Source organism: Tessaracoccus massiliensis (genome assembly GCF_000826065.2).
Taxonomy (GTDB): Bacteria; Actinomycetota; Actinomycetes; order Propionibacteriales; family Propionibacteriaceae; genus Arachnia; species Arachnia massiliensis_A.
This window is the reverse complement of sequence record NZ_LN623540.1, coordinates 253,723-270,309: the sequence shown is the minus strand read 5'-3', so window position 1 is coordinate 270,309 and position 16,587 is coordinate 253,723. Positions and strand designations below refer to the sequence as shown.

Below are 16,587 nucleotides of genomic sequence, written 5' to 3'. Positions count from 1 at the left end.
ACTAGATCACTATGGCACAGGCTGTGGCCGCGGGAAAAGGCCGTTCAATCGGTGGGCCGACGCCGCGCGGCCTTGATGTCGGCCCGCCGACGCTTCGACTGCAGGCGTCGCTCCACCGAGCCCCTCGTCGGGCGCGTGGCGCGGCGCTTCGGTGGCGGCGGGGCGAGCGCCTCGCGCAGCAGCGCCGCCAACCGTTGCCGGGCCGCGGAGCGGTTGCGTAGCTGCGAGCGCTCCTCGGACGCTTCCACGGTGAGCACCCCGTCGGCGATCCGGTGCCGCAGCCTGTGCAGCACCCGGCGCCGCTGCGCATCGGTGAGCACCGCGGTGGCCGCGACGTCGAAGGACAGCTGCACCTTACTGTCGGTGGTGTTGACCCCCTGCCCGCCCGGGCCGGAGGAGCGGGCGAAGCGCTCGAGCAGTTCGCCGCCGGGGATGACCAGGCCGTCGGGGATCCCCGGGCCTGGTTCGACGGTGAGCGCGCTCATGTCGCCGAGTGTAGGGGGCACCTTGGGCCGGGCAAGCAGGGGCAAGTTGTGCACCGACTCCGCTGCACAACTTGCACCTGCCTAGAGCTGATAGCAGCCGGGCTGCTCGCCGCGTTCGTGGCGGTGCGCAGGATGAGGCGGGGGGCTGTTCAGGCCTCCGGGAGTTCCGCTTCGTCGGAGGCCTTCTCCTTGAAGCCGCGGGGCAGTTCCGCCTCCTGATCCAGCGGCTCCCGCTCGTCGACGAGGCCGTCTGGCCCGATCAGCGTCACGTGTTCCGCGGAGCCCCGGATGGAGCCGCCGGTCACCTCGGCGCCGATCGAGACGATGCAGTTGATCAGCGACACGCCCGGGCCGATGGTGGCGCCGTCGAGCACCACGGAATCCGTGACGGTGGCGCCCTCGTGCACGGTGACGCCCGCCCCGATGACGGAGTGGATCACCGTGCCCTCCACCCGGCAGCCTGACGACAGCATCGCGTTGCGCACCTCAGCCGTGTCGACGACGCGGGCCGGCGGGAGCTGGGGCAGCGCGGAGTAGATCCGCCACGTGGGGTCGTCCAGCGTGGCGCCGTCGCCGTCGAGCAGTTGCAGGTTGGCCGTCCAGTAGGACTGGATGGTGCCCAGATCCAGCCAGTAGCCGTCGTGGCGGTGCTCCACCACCTTCTTGTGCTCCACGAACCAGGGGACGAGCTGCTCGCCGTAGTCGCCCAGTTCGCCGTCGCGCTCCTTCAGCAGGTCGAGCGCATCGAGCAGCGCCTCGGTCTTGTAGAGGAACACCTCCGTGGTCACGAGGTTGCCCTCTGGATGCTCCGGCTTGTAGTCGAAGCGGGTCACGCGACCGTCCTCGTCCACCTGCACCACGCCGTAGCGCGAAGCCTTCTCGGCGATGAGCGTGGTCACGATCGTGAGGTCCGCGTCCTCGTCGACGTGGGTGTCGAGCACGTCGAGGAAGTTCATCGTGTACAGATGATCCGCGCTCAGGATGAGGACGTGGTCCGTCCCGTGCTTGCGGATGAAGGTGCGGTGCCGGTGGATGGAATCCGCGTTGCCGGTGGCGAAGCCCTCGCCGGGGCCGCCCTCGAAGGGCAGCAGCACCTGCAGGCCGCCGTGGTTGCGGTCCAGATCCCAGGGGCGCCCGGCCGAGAGGTACTCGTTGAGCGCGTGGGGGAGGAACTGCTCGATGAGACCCACGTCGGACAGGTGGGAGTGCGCCAGGTTCGACAGCGCGATGTCGATCAGCCGGAACGTGCCGCCCACCGGGAGCGCCGGCTTCACGCGCTCCTCCGTCAACGATTTCAGCCGCGAGCCTTTCCCGCCGGCGAGGATGAGGGCCAGGGTGCGGGGGATGTGCATGCGCAGCCTTCCGACAAGGAATGGCGCAAGAATACTCCGGCCCGGGAGCCGCCGATCGGGCGTTGCCGGGCAGGGCGTCCGGCTGCCCTAGTCTTGTGGGGAGGAGGCGACATGGTGAAAAGCGCACTGGAACGTGCAGGCGACCATCAGGTCGCCCGGTCCCGCCGCTTCGCCGGCGTCCGCAAGGTGGCCACCACATGGGGCCGCGCCGTCGTCATCGCGCTTGCGTTCGCGGTGCAGTTGACGATCCTCCTGGCCGCCATCACCTACCTCTCGCAGTGGTCCAACTGGATCTACGCCGTCCAGATGGTGCTCGGCATGGGCGTGGTGCTCTACATCGTCAACCAGCGCATGGAGACCACCTACAAGCTCGCCTGGGTCATCCCGGTGCTCATCGCGCCCATCTTCGGGACGGCCTTCTACCTCCTCTTCGGGTTCCGTCGCACCACGCGCAAACGCAAGCGGCTGTTCGAGGAGGCGCTGGCGCGGGCCACCGAGGCGATCCCGCTGGTCGACGGTGCCGCCGGCCTCGAGCACTGGGGCCTCGCCCCCGAAGTGGGCCGTCAGATCACCTACCTCAAGACCGCCAGCCACTACACCGCCTTCGACGCGACGGACACGGCCTACTACCCCGTCGGCGAGGAGGCCTTCGAGGCGATGCTCGAGGCCATCGGCCGCGCCGAGCGCTACGTGTTCGCCGAGTACTTCATCGTGGCCGAGGGCGTCATGCTGGACCGGCTCCTCGACGCACTGGCCGCCAAGGCCGCCGAAGGCCTGGACGTGCGGTTCCTCTACGACGACCTCGGCAGCTTCTTCAAGCTGCCCGTCGGCTTCCACGACCGCTGCAAGGAGTTGGGCATCTCCGCGGTGGCGGTCAACCCCGTCGGCCTCGGCTTCACGCTGAACTTCCAGAGCCGCAACCACCGCAAGATCCTCGTCGTCGACGGCGAGGTCGCCTTCACAGGCGGCATCAACATCGCCGACGAGTACATCAATGAGAACGACAGGCTGGGCCACTGGAAGGACACCGTCGTGCGGCTCACCGGCCCCGGGGCGTGGGGTTTCACCGTGATGTTCCTGCACATGTGGGATCTGGTCACCCGCGGCGAGGTGGACTATCCCAGTTTCGTGCCGGAGCGTTCCTCTGCCGGGCGGCTCCCGGCGCGCCCGGCCCAGGGGTTGGTGGCGCCGTTCGACGATTCGCCCTTCGACGACGTCTCCCTCGGCCTCGACGTGCACCAGCAACTCCTGCAGGCCGCGACCCGCTCCGTCGACATCTTCACGCCGTACCTGATCGTCAACGACGCGCTCATCGAGCAACTGCGCACCACCGCCAAATCCGGCATCCGGGTGCGCATCGTCACGCCGCACATCCCGGACAAGTGGTACGTCCACATCGTGACCCGCTCCTACTACCGCCTGTTGATCGACGCGGGCATCGAGATCTACGAGTACACGCCGGGCTTCATCCACGCCAAGTCCATGCTCGTCGATGACGACCTCGCCTTGATCGGCACCATCAACATGGATTTCCGCAGCCTCTTCCTCCACCAGGAGTGCGCGGTGTGGCTGCACCAGACGCCGGGCGCCCTGGAGGGGCTGCGCCGGGATGTGGAGGAGACCCTCGCGGTGTCTCAGCGCATCACCGAGGACAACCTGGACCGCGGCCTGGGCAAGACCGCCCTCGCGGCGGTGCTGAGGGTCTTCGCGCCGCTGATGTGAAAAATTTTGGGGGAAGAATCGCGCAGATCGGGCTGTATGGCGGGGATGCATCGAAATCCCCCCGCTAGATTTCGGCCGGATGGACCGGCCTCCACATGGGACCGCCTTCTTATAGGCTCATGGTGTCCCGCCCGTTGATGGAGAGCGTATGACCAGGACGCGCGCCCAGCATCCGCCCGGCTACCTACACGGCAGGCTGCACACCTTCGCCGGCCAGCCGCTGACCCTGTACACAGAGTTCGATGTCGCGGAGTACACCCGCAACTCCCGCGGCCGCATCCCCGTCGACAAGGCCGCGGTCCACCTGACCGGCGAGGCCCGCGACGATCTGGCGTTCCTCTGGAGGCTCGACAGCGCCCATCTCGCCGAGACCCGCGCGCTGCTGGCCACCTGGACCGGCAACGAGGCGCGCATCACTGCCTTCGTCGCCACCTGGGCGTTCGAGCGGCTCTGGCTGGCCCATGCGGCGCGCGATCTGCTCACCGCCCCCGACGGCGAACTCCCTGTACCCCTGGGCCGCAGGTCCCTCACCGCGAGCCTCCGCGCCCTCTACGTCGAGCGGGGCCTGCCCATCGCCGCCCCCATCTGGATCTCCATCGCGGGCGAGTCCGTCACCGCCGGCCACATGGCCCGGCTCGCCGTCCAGGAGGCCGCGCTCCAGGCCGCGTACCTGGCTCTACTACCCCGGCTCGACGGTGAGGCCAGGCGCGTCGTCGAGGAGATCGCCCGGCGGCGCGACGACATGATCAGGTTCTTCCGGCTCGAGGCCGCCGCCCGCATCGCACGCTCGCCGCAGGAGGCGCGCATGGCGAAGCTGCACCTCCGCAGGGGATGGCGGCCGCTGCGCGTGGTCGGGGTGGCGGATCCCGACGAGCAGCGCGCCCTGCGCTCCATCTTCCGCACGGAGGAGGACCGGCGACGGCTGTCCGAAGCCGATGCCCCGCTGCGCCAACTGCTGGCCGAGCGTCCCACCAGGTACGTGGCTGCCGGCTGCTTGCCCACCGGCGAGCCGCAGAAGGTCGCCCGGGGTGCGCAGCGTCCCACACCGGGCCTGTTGTCGAGGAGGGGCCGCCGTGGCATTCGACCTTGAGAAGTACGCCGAGACCTCGGACCGCGTCCGCTGGGAGGATCTCGATTTCAGCACCTTCGACGAGCACCCGCTGCTGCCGGAGACCCTGCGCTCGTTGCGCTACATGTGCGATGTGGAGTACCACACGTCGTGCTACCTGCGGGATCTGCTGGTGACCCGCTCGCACCGCAGGGACGAAGCCCGCGGCTTCATGACCACCTGGAACCGCGAGGAGTTCTGGCACGGCGAGGCCCTCGCCGCGGTGCTGAAGCGCCACGGCATCGTCGTCGACTACGACGAACTCAAGGCCAAGCGCATCAAGCTCGGCTGGCAACTGGCGCTGGGCCCCGTGAAGCAGGCCACCGGCTCCAACCTGGTGGGCGACGACTTCATCGCCGTGCACATGACCTGGGGCGCGGCCAACGAACTCTCCGCCGTGGCCGCGTACCGCAGGCTCGCCGCGCTGGAGGACCACCCCGCTCTCTCCCCGCTGCTGGAGCGGATCGCGCAGCAGGAGACCAGGCACGTCGCCTTCTACACGACGCAGGCCCGCGAGAAGCTGGAGGCCTCCGAGCGCGCCCAGAAGATCGTGCGCTTCGTGATGACCCGCGTCTGGCGACCGGTGGGCTCCGGCATCATGGACGACGCGGAGATCCGCCACGTGATGGGCCATCTGTTCACCGGCCACGGTGCGGAGCTCGACAAGCTGGACCAGCGGGTCGCCCGGTTCCCCGGCATGGCCAGCACCAGTCTGTTCCGCACAGCATTCGAGAAGATGGGCATCCGGGTCTGACGCCGCTCTAGGATCACCCCATGACGCGCCCCAGCTTCGACGAACTCGGCCTCGCCACCGCCCGGCTGTGGGCCTCCCGCAGTGCCGACGCCAAGGTGCGCGTCGGCGCCTGCCTCCTCGACAGGTGGAACCGGGTGGTGGGCGTGGGCTACAACGGCCGCGCCGCCGGCGAGCCCAACGAGCGCGAGTCGATGGCCCAGGGCCAGAGCGGCTTCATCCACGCCGAGGTCAACGCCCTGCTGGCCGCCAACTGGAACGGCGAGGGGCACACGCTGTTCGTCACCCACGAGCCCTGCGCCACCTGCGCGCGGCTGATCATCAACTCCCGCCGCGTGACCCGTGTGGTCTACGAGGAGGGCTACGTGGAGGTGGCCCGCGACGAGGTGGGCCTCCCCTCGGGCGCGCAGATCCTGCGCGACGCCGGCCTCGCCGTCGACCTGGCGGACTGAGGGCTGGCTGGCCGACGACGGAGGCTGTGCGACACTGTTGCGATGCGATTGCCTGACGTGGTGGAGAAGCTGCCCAAACCCTCAGAGCTCTCTGACAAGGCGAAAGCCACGCTCGTGCTCAGCGCGACGCTCGCCGTCGCCCTTGGCATCGCGCTGGCGCTGACCGAGTTGTTCGCAGAGATCCTCGAGTCCGTAGGCGAAGAGGATGGCATCGCCTTGTGGGACCGCCCGGTGCTCGACTGGGCCATCGCCAACCGGACCCCGGGTTTCACCAACTTCGTGGCCTGGTATTCCAACACCGGCGGCCCCATCTGGCAGCCCGTGGTGACCGGCATTGTCGCGTTGATCCTGAGCTGGCGCTGGCGTGACATCACCCCGCTGGTGCTCACCGTCATCGCGGCTGGCGGTTCCCTGCTGATGACCGTGGTGGGTAAGGGTGCCATCGGCCGCCTGCGTCCGCCCATCGAGGAGGCGGTGCCGCCCTACGAGACGTCGATGAGCTTCCCCAGCGGGCACAGCCTCAACGCCCTGGTGATCGTCGGCATCCTCGCCTACCTGCTGATCCGGCACTTCTGGGACCGGTCCTGGTGGCTCAAGGTGCTCATCATCGTGCTGGCCGCGGTATACGCGATCACGATGGGCCTGACCCGGGTCTACCTCGGCCACCACTGGCTCACCGACGTGCTGGCCGCCTGGGTGTTGGGCCTGGCGTGGCTCGCCGTCGTCATCGCCTGCCATCGCGTGTGGCGGGCGGTGCGGAAGCGCTCCGAGCCTCGCTCCATCGAGGAAGAGGGTTCCGCATGAGGTCAGATCCCACGCGCGTGAAGCTGCTGTGGGCCCGTCCTTGGTCAGCAGCATCATCCGCCACCTGCTCAACGACTCCGATACGGATCAGGTGACTGACAGGCTGCGGCGGAAGAGGGCCGCGATCTCGTCGTGGACCTCGATGTAGCCGTCGAGCAGTGCGCGACCCAGGCGCGGCGAATCGACCAACGGGTGCAGCGCGAAACCCTTCCACGCCAGGTCCTCGTCGCGCGTGATGGCCGCCTCCGCGATCGCCTGCTCGGCGGCGCGCAGGCGCGCCATCAGCCCCAGCTCCACGAGGCTGACGGGGCCCACGTCGAGGGGGTGCACGCCGTCGGCGTCGACGACGCAGCCCACCTCGAGCACCACGTCGTCAGGCAGTTCGGGCACGACGCGGCGGCCGTCGGAGAGGTTGGCCACGTCGAGGATCATCCGCTCGGCGCGCCCGGTGGCGAGCGCGCCCATCATGCGCAGCGCCACCTCCTGGTAGCCGCCGCCCATGTCCTCCTCGCGGCGCTCCTCGTCGCGTGCCTCGGCCATGTAGGTGGCCTCGCGCTCGTGCAGCACCTGGTGCCACAGGGCCAGCGGATCCTCCGAGCCCGCCACGTTGTCGTAGAACTGGGCCTGCTGCTCGGCGAGGTACTGCCCGCGGGTCTGCGCCGTGGCGTCGATGCGCCCGACGGCGGCATCGGTGTGGAAGTAGTAGTACAGGTACTCGTTGGGCAGCGCGCCCAGCGCCCGCACGAAGTCCTTGCCGATGAGGCGGGCCTCCTCGATCTCCTCGAGCCGCGCGTCGTCGGCGAGGATCTCCGGCAGCCGGTCCAAGCCGTCGACGCTGACGGAGCGCAGGAAGCCCAGGTGGTTGAGGCCCAGGTAGTCGTAGTCCACCCGGCTCTGATCGTGTTCGAGGGACACGCCGAGCAGCCGCGACACCCGCCGCACCAGCCCGATGGGCGTGTCGCAGATGCCGACGACCCGCTCGCCCAGCACGCGGCGCATGGCCTGCGTGACGATGCCCGCGGGGTTGGTGAAGTTGATCGTCCACGCGTTGGGCGCCACGTCGGCGATGGCCTCGGCCACCTCCATCATCACCGGGATGGTGCGCAGCGCGTAGGCCAGACCGCCGGGGCCGATGGTCTCCTGGCCGAGCAGCCCCAGGTTCAGCGCCACCCGCTCGTCCTGGACACGACCCTCCGGCCCGCCCACCCGGATGGCGGAGAACACGAAATCGGCACCGGCCAAGGCATCGCGCAGATCTGTGCTGGCCCGCAGGGACGGCGGGGCGTCCAGTTGTGCTGCCCGGGCCTGGATGACCCGCTGGATCCCGTCGAGGCGGTGCTGGGAGGTGTCGTAGAGGACGACCTCCTCGATGAAGGGGGAGCCGTCCGACATGACCACCTCATGGGTGGCCACGGCGTCGTAGACCAGCGGCACGCGGAAACCGCCGCCGCCCAGAATGACGAGCTTCATGTCGCTGGCACCTCCATAGCCGGTTCCCGGGTCGCACTCGAGCCTATCCCGGCGGTTTAATGTTCAGTCATCTCCTGCCCAGTTCGTGGCACACTCGGGGCAGGAAAGTCTTAGGAGGACCGACTATGTCGCCCAGCCCACTCAACCGGCTGCTCAAGATGGCCGTGGCCGGTGTCGCCGCGCTCGGCATGCTCGCCGCCTGCGCGCCCGGGTCTGACCCGGCCGGCCCAGCCACCGACGGCGGGAACACCGCCGAGGCCCCCGGCGATATCGACGTGGCATCGCTCGGCGACGTCACGCTCACGGTGTGGGATCAGGAGGTCCGTGGCTCCCAGAACGACGCCCTCGTCGCGCTCAACGAGGCGTTCATGAAGGAGTACCCCAACGTGACCATCGAGCGGCAGAGCCAGTCGTTCGACGACCTCAAGGCGCAGGTCACCCTCGCTTTGAGCGGCAACGACGTGCCGGACGTGGTGCAGGTCAACAACGCCCGCGGGGACATGGGCCAGTTCGTCACGGCCGGCCAGCTCACCGACCTGTCCCCGTATGCGGAGCAGTTCGGCTGGGAAGACCGCTTCCCCGCCTCCGTCCTGTCGAAGGTGCGCTACTCCGAGGACGGCACCACGTTCGGCGAGGGCAACCTGTACGGCCTGCCGCAGACCGGTGAGATCGTCGGCATCTTCTACTCCAAGAAGAAGCTCGAGGCGCTCGGCGCGGAGCTGCCCACCACGTGGGAGGAGTACTTCGCCATCCTCGACCAGGCCGAGGAGGCCGGCGAGCAGCCCATGATCCTGGGCAACATCGACCAGTGGCCCGCCATCCACGTGTTCGGCCCGCTGATGGCCCACTACGTGGAGCCCGCGGAGGCCGTGAGCCTCGGCATGGGCAACGCCGGCGCCAGCTGGACCTCCGACGGCAACCAGGCCGCCATGGAGCAGTTCGCGAAGTGGGGCGCGGAAGGCTACTTCGGCAGCTCCCCGAACGGCACCGATTACGACGCCGCGTGGAACGACTTCACCCAGGGCACCGGCGTGTTCCTGCCGGGCGGCTCGTGGCTGGGCACGGACATGGAGAAGACCATGGGCGAGGACCTGGGGTTCATGGCCCCGCCCCCAGCCGTCAACGGCGAGCTCGCCACCACCGGCGGCACCGGCATCCCGTTCTCCATCCCCGCCAACGCGGAGAACAAGGAGGCGGCCGCCGCCTACATCGACTACATCACCAGCGAGGAGGCCATGGGCCTCATCGCTGAGAACGGCGGCTTCCCCGTGCTCGAGGCCGCGTCGCACGCGCCGGAGAGCGGCGTCCACAAGGAGATCTTCGAGGCCTTCGAGAAGGTCTCCGAGGAGGGCACACTGCTGCCGTACCTGGATTACGCCACGCCGTCGTTCGCCGACACCGCGGGCCAGGGCCTCCAGGAGGCGCTCGACGGTCAGCGCACCCCCGAACAGGTGCTGCAGGCGTTCGAGGACGACTACGCGGGCTTCACCGGCGAGTGACCCATGGCGCGAGGAGAGGGGCGACGGCGGGGCCGCCCGTCCGCGGTGGTGCGGGGACGGTGGACGCCGTACCTGTACCTGCTGCCCGCCCTCCTCGTCTACGGCGCCTTCCTGCTGTATCCGCTGCTGAGGGCCGGCCAGTTCTCGCTGTATGACTGGCCGGGCTTCGGTCCCTCCACGTTCGTGGGTCTCGACAACTACGTCAGCCTGCTGGGGGACCGGCGCTTCCTCGCGTCGATCTGGCACGCGCTGCTCCTGATCTTCTTCTACTCGATCCTCCCCCTGACTGTAGGTCTCGTGCTCGCCGCCGTGCTGCGCCGCGGGCAGGTGCGCGGGCTGGGATTCTTCCGCGTGGTCATCTTCATGCCGCAGGTCATCGCCCTGGTCGTGGTGGCCGTCGCCTGGTATCAGATCTACTCGCCCAGGGGCCTGCTCAACGACCTGCTGAGCGCCATCGGCCTGGAAAGCGTCACCCGCTGCTGGGCGACGCCACCTTCGCCCTCCCCGCCGTCGGCATGATCGGCTTCTGGGTGCAGACCGGCCTGGTGATGCTCCTGCTCCTGGCCGGCATGGGGCGCATCCCCAACGACCTGTTCGAGGCCGCCCGCCTCGACGGCGCCGGACCGGTGCGCGAGTTCTTCGCCATCACGCTGCCCAGCGTCCGCGGCGAGATCGCCACCGCCCTGGTGCTCACCATCATCGCGGCGCTCAAGACGTTCGACCTGGTCTACGTGACCACTTCCGGCGGCCCGGGCACGGCGACGACGGTGCCCAGCTACGAGGTGTACAACCGGGCGTTCAACCTCAAACAGGTGGGATCGGCCTCAGCCGTGGCGATCGTGCTGACGGTGCTGGTGTTCGTGATCAACGTGTTCGTCTCGCGGATCGGGGAAGAGAAGGAGGTGCGGCGATGAGGGTCTCCTCCGGTGAGCGGCTGTTGAACTACGTCATCCTCAGCCTGTTCGCGATCTTCGCGCTGTTTCCCATCGTCACGATCTTCGTCACTGCGCTGCGCCCGCAGATCGGCGTCACCGACGGCGGGTTGCACTGGGACAACTTCGTCACCGCCTGGGAACTCGGCCGGTTCGACGAGGCCCTGATCAACTCGCTGCTGGTGGCGGTGCTGGTGGTCAGCGCGGCGCTGCTGCTGTCGATCCTGGCGGGCTACGCGTTCGGCACCATGCGGTTCCGGGGTTCGACGGTGCTGTTCTACCTGTTCCTGCTCGGGTTGATGGTGCCGGCCGAGGCCATCGTCATCCCGCTGTTCTTCGACCTGCGCACCCTGGGGCTCACCGACACGATCTGGGCAGTCGCGATGCCGCAGATCGCCCAGTCCGTGGCATTCGGCACGTTCTGGATGCGCGCCCAGTTCCGCGCGCTGCCGAACAATCTCATCGAGGCCGCGGCGCTCGACGGCGCCACCGGCATGGCCGCGCTGTGGCGCGTGGTGGTGCCGCCGTCGCTGCCATCGATCGCCACGGTGTCGGTGCTGATGTTCATGTGGACGTGGAATGAGTTCCTCATCCCGCTGATCATGAGCCCCGGCGGCCAGTGGCGCACCGCCCCGCTGGGCCTGGCCGTGTTCAAGGGCCAGTACACCTCGGATCACGCGTTGGTGGCCGCCGCCGGTGTGATCATCGCCGCGCCCATCATCATCGTGTTCCTGATGCTGCAGCGCTACTTCATCAGCGGCATGCTCGAGGGGGCGTCGAAGGAATGATCGACCATCAGCACCAGGAATCCGTGTGCGCCGATTGCTGGAACTGGGACCCGCTCCTGGAGCAGCGCAGCGACGGCGACCCGCCGCTGGACGTGCTGACCACCGGGCCGCTGTTCTTCGACCTGATCTTCTCCGGTCTGCCCCGCCTGCCCGAGCCGGGGGAGGAGCTCTACAGCACCGGCATGGGCTCGTGCCCCGGGGGCATCGCGAACCTGTCCACGGCGACGGCGCGGCTGGGGCTGCGTACCGGCCTGGTCACCGGGTTCGGCGACGACGCCTACGCTGATTGGATGTGGGACACGCTCGCGAACCAGGAGAACATCGACCTGTCCTCCTCGAGGCGGTTCGCCAACTTCCACTCGGCCATCACCGTGTCGATGGCCTTCCGTGGGGACCGCGGCATGGTCACCCACGAGCACCCGCTGCCCGAACCCCTCGACGCCGCCCTGCTGTCGGCGCCCAAGGCCCGCGCCGCCGCCGTCGACCTGAAGCACCCCGGCGCCTGGTGGGACAAGCTGCACGACGACGGCACCCTGATCTTCGCCGACGTCGGCTTCGACGAGACGGGGCGCTGGGACCGGGCCCACCTCGAGGCGCTGGAGCGCTGCCACGCCTTCACCCCCAACGCGGTGGAAGCGATGGGCTACACGCGCACGGACCTCCCCAGCGACGCCGTCCGGGCCCTGGCCGAACTGGTGCCGCTGGCCGTGGTGACCGACGGGGTGCGCGGCTCCTATGCCATCGACTCCACGACGGGGGAGGAGGCCTACTGCCCCAGCGTCGCCGTCGAGGCCATCGACCCGACGGGGGCAGGCGACGTGTTCGCCGCCGCCATCATCCTGGGCACCCTCTCCGGGTGGGGGTTGGAGCAGCGGCTGCGGTTCGCGTCGCTGAGCTCGTCGCTGGCGGTGAGCCACTTCGGCGGTTCCCTCGCTGCGCCGGGCTGGGGCGACCTCGCCGACTGGTGGCGTGGCGTGGAGAAGCTCCGCGACGCCGGCGACCTGCGCGCCGCCCACGTCGGCCGCGAGTACGGCTTCCTCGCGGACGTGATCCCGAGGCACCCGGTGCACGGCGTGCGGCGCGCGCAGGGCACCTTCGCGATGTCGTCCGACGCTGACGCCGGCGTCACCCCACGGCGCGAACCTGGCGCGCTGCCGTGATCGGCCTGGGGACGTTTCTTGGTCAGGGCCGGCCCCGCGCAACGATGCCCCTGGCGACTACTGATGTCCGAGAGAGTGGGGGCCACCACCCGAGACGGCGTAACCCTTGGGGTAAGGCACGCGGCTGGGTCGTCCAGGCGCTGATCGTGGCATTGGTGGCCGCCGGTTTCTTCGCCCTGACCCCCGGAGGGGCGGGCGACCAGGCCGCGTATGCGGCGGAGACCGTCGCGGATGAAGGCACCCGCACGGTGGACTTCACGAAGGACTGGAAGTTCTTCCTCGCCACCCGCACCCCCACAGTGACCGACGTCGGCGGAGACGACGCCGGACCCGACGCCTGAGCCCACGGACACGCCGGACCCGACGGTGGATCCCACGGTTGATCCGACAGATGAGCCGACGGTGGATCCCACCGACGAGCCGACGCCCATCCCGACGGTGACGGTGACCGTGACGGTCACGGCCGAGCCGACGTCGACCGTGACGGCCCAACCGACGGCGACGCCCACTGTGACGGTGACGGCCGACCCGTCGTCGACGCCGACCGTGACCGAGACGGTGACGGTGCAGCCCACGGCGACCGCCACCACGACGGTCACCACCGAGCCGACCGGCCGTCCGCCGAAGGACCACCCGATGTTGACCGCGCCCTACGAGGTGCCCGGATTCCACTCCCTCAACGGGCGCCGGTGGTACACCGAATGTGAGCCGTACTCGCAGACGGTGCGGTGCCGCACCGACATCTGGTCCACCCAGGTGCGCTACGTCGACGGGGCGTTCGTCTCCGAGACGGGGTGGCACTTCAACAACCTCACCTCCCTGCCCTACATGGCTGAGGCGGAGTGGGGCAGCAACCCGCTGGCCAACGCCGGCGAGTTTGCCTCCGCCGGCAGGAAGTGGAGGACGGAGTGTCACACGCCCAACACCGGCCAGGGGGCCTGCCGCTCCTACATCTGGATGCAGAACGTGGCCGAGGCCAACCAGGCGGCAGACGGGTCGTGGAGTTACCGCCTGACCGACATGTGGGTGTTCAACAACCTCGTGCGGTTCGCCGAACGGTGAGCTGAACGCCCCGAGATCGATCCGCCCGTGGATTAAAAGTCCACGGGCGGATCATCGTGAGCGGCGAGCTCCGGGCCGGGTGGAGCGGCGTAGCGCGTCCTGGATCCGGATCGCCAGGGCGGGTTCGAGGTCGCGGCCGTCGGCGCGGAGCGACCGGTTGAGCCGGACGACGGCGTGCTCGGCGTCGGCCCGTCGCCCAGCCTGGGCGAGGGCTTCGACCTCGCGGACGGCGAGCGCGTCATCCAGCGGGGCTCCGAGGCGGCCCTGCGCGATGGCCCACAACGCGGTGTCGAGGTCGCCCTGGCTGAGGGATCTGTCGGCGAGCACGCAGGCCGCGTCGACGATCATCGCCACCATGTCGGCGCGTAGCTGTTGCGCCCAGTGCCATTGGAAGGCGAAGGTGCCCAGTGGCTCGCCGCGGACGAGTTCCAAGGCGTCCCGGAGGGCGGCGGTGCCGGCCATGTTCACGCCTCCGCTGAGGAGGGCGGTGAACTGCTCCCAGTCTGAGGTGACGCGGTCGTCGAGCATGATCCGGCCGGTGTAGGCGTCAGGAAGGTAGGGCAGGGATTCCTCGTCGGCGCCCAGCCAGGTGCGCAGCCGGCTCATGTTGGAGCGGCGGGTGGCGTCTGCCACCTGAAGGTCGCGCAGCATCAGGGTGGGGGTGGCGCCGGGGTGCTGCAGCAGCCAGGCGCAGTACTCCATGCACTGGCCCATCGCGCGGCTGGGGGCGGTGCCGGCGGTGCCGGTCAGGCTCACCTCTCCGAGCAGCAGGAGGACGGGGTGTGGCCGGGGCGGTCCAACCCGTGCCGGGGGAGGGGGAGAACGTTGGGTGGAAGGTCGTCGTCGTCCTTCCACCAGGGGGCGGGCTCGGTGTCCAGCTGGCCTGTTGCCGCGAACAGTTCGACGAGGGCGCGGCGCGCCGGGGTGGACACGAGTTGCGGGGCGAAGCGGCGCCCGCGCAACGTGGCCTGTTCGGCCCCGACGTGCACGTACGTGAACGCGTGCTGCAGGGGATCGGCGGTGGCTGCGAGGACGCTGACCCCCACATCGCCCAGGGCGAGCGCGTCGCCCACCGCATCGAGCTCCGCGGCGGTGAGTGGGCTGAGGAAGATCACGACGGTGGGAGCGAACGCCTCGGCCAGGTTCTCGTCGGCACGCGCTGCGGCCAGGGTGCGCTGCCGCAGCGCGAGGCGCCGTTCGGAGCACAGGCGCGCCAGGCGGGTGAGGCCTTCGGCCGTTGAGGGTTCACCACTGATCCGGGGATCGTCGAGGGCTTCCACCCAGTCGTCGCCGTCCACGATGATCAGCTCAGCCTCGCTGGCCCAGGGCGTGCACGCCAACCCGGTGATGGCGGCCCCCAGCGCGGAGGCCGCCTCACCGCCGGTGAACATGACGGCCCGCTCGGCCTCCACGTCCAGCTGCACCGCCTCGTCGCCCTCCCACCCGAGGACGAGGGTGGTGGGGGTGGGATCCGTGGGTTCGACGGTCCGGTCCTCGGAGCGGTGGGCGAGCGCCGTCCAGAACCGGGCGACCTGAGCCGGTACCGGCACCAGCCTGCGGCCCACGGCGCGGGCCAGCACCTGGGTGCGTCGCCGGGTGGCGACTCCCAGCAGCACCGCGCCGGCCAGGGCCGCACCCACCGGCAGGAGCAGGCCCTGATAATCGGTCTGGTCCTCGTCCATGTCCGCATCTGTGTCGTGGACGTCCACAGGGCTGGTACCGGCGTGCTCGACGGCGGACGCGCCACCATCGGTGGGTGCGGTGGTGGCCTGGGGCGTGGACGGGAAGGACTCCCGCACGGCGTCTGCCGCAGATCCCCGCCGTTCCTCCAGCGGAGGATCCGGCACCCGGAGATCGTCGATCCCCATGGCACCGCTGGCCGCCGGCGCAGCGGCCGGGCCCGGTGTGGGCTCAGGTGGCGGCGGTGGTGCCTCATCGGCGGAGGGCGGCAGCTGCAACTCCCACCCCACGTCGATCTGATCCGGATCCTGAATCTGGTGGAGGTTGGCCTGGTGGATTTCGGGCCAGCGGTGCGGGTCACCCAGTTGGTCCTCGGCGATGTGCCACAGGGTGTCGCCCTCCTCCACCACGACGGTGGGAGCGGGAGGCTCGTCCTGCGGCAACTGCAGCGCGGCTCCGGGCGACAGCCTGGAGGACTCGGTGACGCCTGGATTGAGGGCCACGATGTCGCGCCACCGCTCACCGGAGCCCAGCTCGCGCTCGGCGATGGACCACAACTCGTCACCGGGCTGCACCTCGTAACTGCGCCCGGCAGTGGCCGTCTCCGTCATCGAGGTGGGTGTGCCCGGCTCCGCGGAGGCGATCACGGGCGGTGGGAGGTGGGCCTCCACGGGCGGCGCGGCGACTCCGGTGTCTGCGGAGGCCATCGTCGGGGCCGCCACGGCGGTGAGCACCAGCGCCCCGATGGCAGGGCGGAGCCAAGCCGTGCCGGGTAGCCGGATCCGGATGCGCTGGCGGCTGAGCACGGCGACGAACTCGAAGAGGATCGTCAGCGCGACCACCGCCCAGGCCACCCAGGCGATGGTGCCCAGCAGGGCGAGGATGAGCCGGGAATCCGCGCCGACGGTGAGCGCGTCGACCCAGTCGACCTGTAGCAGGTACGCGGGGTTGGCGAACTGCAGGAGGAACCAGGGCACGCCGATCAGCAGCGCGCCCAGCGCGATCAGCGCTGCGCCCGCCTTCGCCAATCGCTGGCCGAGACCTCCCTGTGCCATGTCAGCCCGGCAGGTTGTCGGTGACGTAGGCGGTGATGACGGTGATGATGATCACCGCGATGCCGGCGGCGCCGGCGAGCAGGATGGCGTTCTCCGTGCTCTGGCTCAGGCCCCGCTCGTCGCGGCGGGGGGCGGGGGCGAGGGCCTGGACGATGAGGCCGAGGGTGTGGTGGATGGCTGACATGGGTTCCTCCTCAAGAACACTTTGGCTGGTAGTGGGGGTCGAAATCGGGTTATCCACAGGAAAAGGTGAAAGGTTGCAATAGT

18 protein-coding genes are annotated in these 16,587 nt (G+C 69.5%); 12 read left to right on the top strand and 6 right to left on the bottom strand.

The features are described 5' to 3' along the window. Positions 1-44: 44 nt before the first annotated feature. Both arfB and BN1186_RS04090 read right to left on the bottom strand, forming a co-directional pair. Entirely contained in the window at positions 45-485 is a 441-nt protein-coding gene (gene arfB / locus BN1186_RS04095) for an alternative ribosome rescue aminoacyl-tRNA hydrolase ArfB (RefSeq protein WP_040282690.1), read from the bottom strand. A gap of 149 nt (positions 486-634) precedes the next feature. After that, positions 635-1,837 (bottom strand): glucose-1-phosphate adenylyltransferase family protein, encoded by a 1,203-nt coding sequence (locus BN1186_RS04090; protein WP_052459758.1) that lies wholly within the window; start codon positions 1,835-1,837, stop codon positions 635-637. 111 nt (positions 1,838-1,948) lie between these two features. Between BN1186_RS04090 and BN1186_RS04085 the strand changes: the two genes are divergently transcribed. The 5 genes from BN1186_RS04085 (at position 1,949) to BN1186_RS04065 (ending at position 6,674) form a co-directional block, all read left to right on the top strand. Beyond that, positions 1,949-3,559 (top strand): phospholipase D-like domain-containing protein, encoded by a 1,611-nt coding sequence (locus BN1186_RS04085; RefSeq protein WP_052459757.1) that lies wholly within the window; start codon positions 1,949-1,951, stop codon positions 3,557-3,559. A gap of 148 nt (positions 3,560-3,707) precedes the next feature. Next, entirely contained in the window at positions 3,708-4,649 is a 942-nt protein-coding gene (locus BN1186_RS04080; RefSeq protein ID WP_052459756.1) for a hypothetical protein, read from the top strand. Further along, entirely contained in the window at positions 4,633-5,421 is a 789-nt protein-coding gene (locus tag BN1186_RS04075) for a ferritin-like domain-containing protein (RefSeq protein WP_040282688.1), read from the top strand. The genes BN1186_RS04080 and BN1186_RS04075 overlap by 17 nt, the downstream gene beginning before the upstream one ends. A 20-nt stretch (positions 5,422-5,441) precedes the next feature. Then, complete coding sequence (locus BN1186_RS04070; RefSeq protein ID WP_040282686.1) at positions 5,442-5,870, top strand: deaminase; 429 nt, start codon at positions 5,442-5,444, stop codon at positions 5,868-5,870. A gap of 42 nt (positions 5,871-5,912) precedes the next feature. Continuing rightward, positions 5,913-6,674: a phosphatase PAP2 family protein gene (locus tag BN1186_RS04065; protein ID WP_052459755.1), complete on the top strand. Its 762-nt coding sequence runs from the start codon at positions 5,913-5,915 to the stop codon at positions 6,672-6,674. A gap of 87 nt (positions 6,675-6,761) precedes the next feature. On the opposite strand, the gene BN1186_RS04060 is transcribed toward BN1186_RS04065, so the two are convergent. Then, complete coding sequence (locus tag BN1186_RS04060) at positions 6,762-8,144, bottom strand: family 4 glycosyl hydrolase (protein ID WP_040282684.1); 1,383 nt, start codon at positions 8,142-8,144, stop codon at positions 6,762-6,764. Between the two features lie 125 nt (positions 8,145-8,269). Here BN1186_RS04060 and BN1186_RS04055 point away from each other — a divergent pair, with 125 nt between their 5' ends. The 7 genes from BN1186_RS04055 to BN1186_RS04030 all read left to right on the top strand — a co-directional run bounded on the left by BN1186_RS04055 (position 8,270) and on the right by BN1186_RS04030 (position 13,585). Then, positions 8,270-9,643, top strand: a complete 1,374-nt coding sequence (locus tag BN1186_RS04055; RefSeq protein ID WP_040282682.1) for an ABC transporter substrate-binding protein — start codon at positions 8,270-8,272, stop codon at positions 9,641-9,643. A gap of 3 nt (positions 9,644-9,646) precedes the next feature. Then, the gene (locus BN1186_RS15940; RefSeq protein WP_246043234.1) at positions 9,647-10,162 is read left to right on the top strand and encodes a carbohydrate ABC transporter permease; all 516 of its coding nucleotides are present in this window, start codon (positions 9,647-9,649) and stop codon (positions 10,160-10,162) included. Further along, positions 10,159-10,557 carry a carbohydrate ABC transporter permease gene (locus BN1186_RS15935; RefSeq protein WP_246043233.1) on the top strand — a complete coding sequence of 133 codons (399 nt, stop codon included), beginning with the start codon at positions 10,159-10,161 and terminating at the stop codon, positions 10,555-10,557. The genes BN1186_RS15940 and BN1186_RS15935 overlap by 4 nt, the downstream gene beginning before the upstream one ends. Continuing rightward, positions 10,554-11,363 (top strand): carbohydrate ABC transporter permease, encoded by an 810-nt coding sequence (locus tag BN1186_RS04045; protein WP_040282680.1) that lies wholly within the window; start codon positions 10,554-10,556, stop codon positions 11,361-11,363. Before BN1186_RS15935 ends, BN1186_RS04045 begins: the two co-directional genes overlap by 4 nt. Beyond that, complete coding sequence (locus BN1186_RS04040; protein ID WP_040282678.1) at positions 11,360-12,523, top strand: carbohydrate kinase family protein; 1,164 nt, start codon at positions 11,360-11,362, stop codon at positions 12,521-12,523. The genes BN1186_RS04045 and BN1186_RS04040 overlap by 4 nt, the downstream gene beginning before the upstream one ends. Before the next feature lie 146 nt (positions 12,524-12,669). Beyond that, positions 12,670-12,864: a hypothetical protein gene (locus tag BN1186_RS04035; RefSeq protein ID WP_040282676.1), complete on the top strand. Its 195-nt coding sequence runs from the start codon at positions 12,670-12,672 to the stop codon at positions 12,862-12,864. Between the two features lie 25 nt (positions 12,865-12,889). Then, on the top strand, positions 12,890-13,585 hold the full coding sequence (locus tag BN1186_RS04030) for a hypothetical protein (RefSeq protein ID WP_139650822.1): 696 nt from the start codon (positions 12,890-12,892) through the stop codon (positions 13,583-13,585). 51 nt (positions 13,586-13,636) lie between these two features. Here the strand turns inward: BN1186_RS04030 and BN1186_RS04025 are convergent, their stop codons facing one another. From BN1186_RS04025 to BN1186_RS04015, 3 genes are read right to left on the bottom strand one after another with little or no spacing between them, the layout of a single operon-like run. Beyond that, entirely contained in the window at positions 13,637-14,341 is a 705-nt protein-coding gene (locus tag BN1186_RS04025) for an AfsR/SARP family transcriptional regulator (RefSeq protein WP_040282675.1), read from the bottom strand. Beyond that, a complete protein-coding gene (locus BN1186_RS04020) occupies positions 14,338-16,320 on the bottom strand; it encodes a LysM peptidoglycan-binding domain-containing protein (RefSeq protein WP_082031105.1) in 1,983 nt (660 codons plus the stop codon). The genes BN1186_RS04025 and BN1186_RS04020 overlap by 4 nt, the downstream gene beginning before the upstream one ends. A gap of 1 nt (position 16,321) precedes the next feature. After that, positions 16,322-16,504, bottom strand: coding sequence for a hypothetical protein (locus tag BN1186_RS04015; RefSeq protein ID WP_040282672.1), 183 nt, complete (start codon positions 16,502-16,504; stop codon positions 16,322-16,324). Between the last annotated feature and the right edge of the window lie 83 nt (positions 16,505-16,587).

What these genes read in the sequence shown, in the direction of transcription:
- BN1186_RS04060 (WP_040282684.1), bottom strand. Translation starts at nt 8,144, where the DNA reads ATGAAGCTCGTCATTCTGGGCGGCGGCGGTTTCCGCGTGCCGCTGGTC.
- BN1186_RS15940 (WP_246043234.1), top strand. Translation starts at nt 9,647, where the DNA reads ATGGCGCGAGGAGAGGGGCGACGGCGGGGCCGCCCGTCCGCGGTGGTG.
- BN1186_RS04085 (WP_052459757.1), top strand. Translation starts at nt 1,949, where the DNA reads ATGGTGAAAAGCGCACTGGAACGTGCAGGCGACCATCAGGTCGCCCGG.
- BN1186_RS04070 (WP_040282686.1), top strand. Translation starts at nt 5,442, where the DNA reads ATGACGCGCCCCAGCTTCGACGAACTCGGCCTCGCCACCGCCCGGCTG.
- BN1186_RS15935 (WP_246043233.1), top strand. Translation starts at nt 10,159, where the DNA reads ATGATCGGCTTCTGGGTGCAGACCGGCCTGGTGATGCTCCTGCTCCTG.
- arfB (WP_040282690.1), bottom strand. Translation starts at nt 485, where the DNA reads ATGAGCGCGCTCACCGTCGAACCAGGCCCGGGGATCCCCGACGGCCTG.
- BN1186_RS04065 (WP_052459755.1), top strand. Translation starts at nt 5,913, where the DNA reads ATGCGATTGCCTGACGTGGTGGAGAAGCTGCCCAAACCCTCAGAGCTC.
- BN1186_RS04015 (WP_040282672.1), bottom strand. Translation starts at nt 16,504, where the DNA reads ATGTCAGCCATCCACCACACCCTCGGCCTCATCGTCCAGGCCCTCGCC.
- BN1186_RS04020 (WP_082031105.1), bottom strand. Translation starts at nt 16,320, where the DNA reads ATGGCACAGGGAGGTCTCGGCCAGCGATTGGCGAAGGCGGGCGCAGCG.
- BN1186_RS04080 (WP_052459756.1), top strand. Translation starts at nt 3,708, where the DNA reads ATGACCAGGACGCGCGCCCAGCATCCGCCCGGCTACCTACACGGCAGG.
- BN1186_RS04090 (WP_052459758.1), bottom strand. Translation starts at nt 1,837, where the DNA reads ATGCACATCCCCCGCACCCTGGCCCTCATCCTCGCCGGCGGGAAAGGC.
- BN1186_RS04040 (WP_040282678.1), top strand. Translation starts at nt 11,360, where the DNA reads ATGATCGACCATCAGCACCAGGAATCCGTGTGCGCCGATTGCTGGAAC.
- BN1186_RS04055 (WP_040282682.1), top strand. Translation starts at nt 8,270, where the DNA reads ATGTCGCCCAGCCCACTCAACCGGCTGCTCAAGATGGCCGTGGCCGGT.
- BN1186_RS04045 (WP_040282680.1), top strand. Translation starts at nt 10,554, where the DNA reads ATGAGGGTCTCCTCCGGTGAGCGGCTGTTGAACTACGTCATCCTCAGC.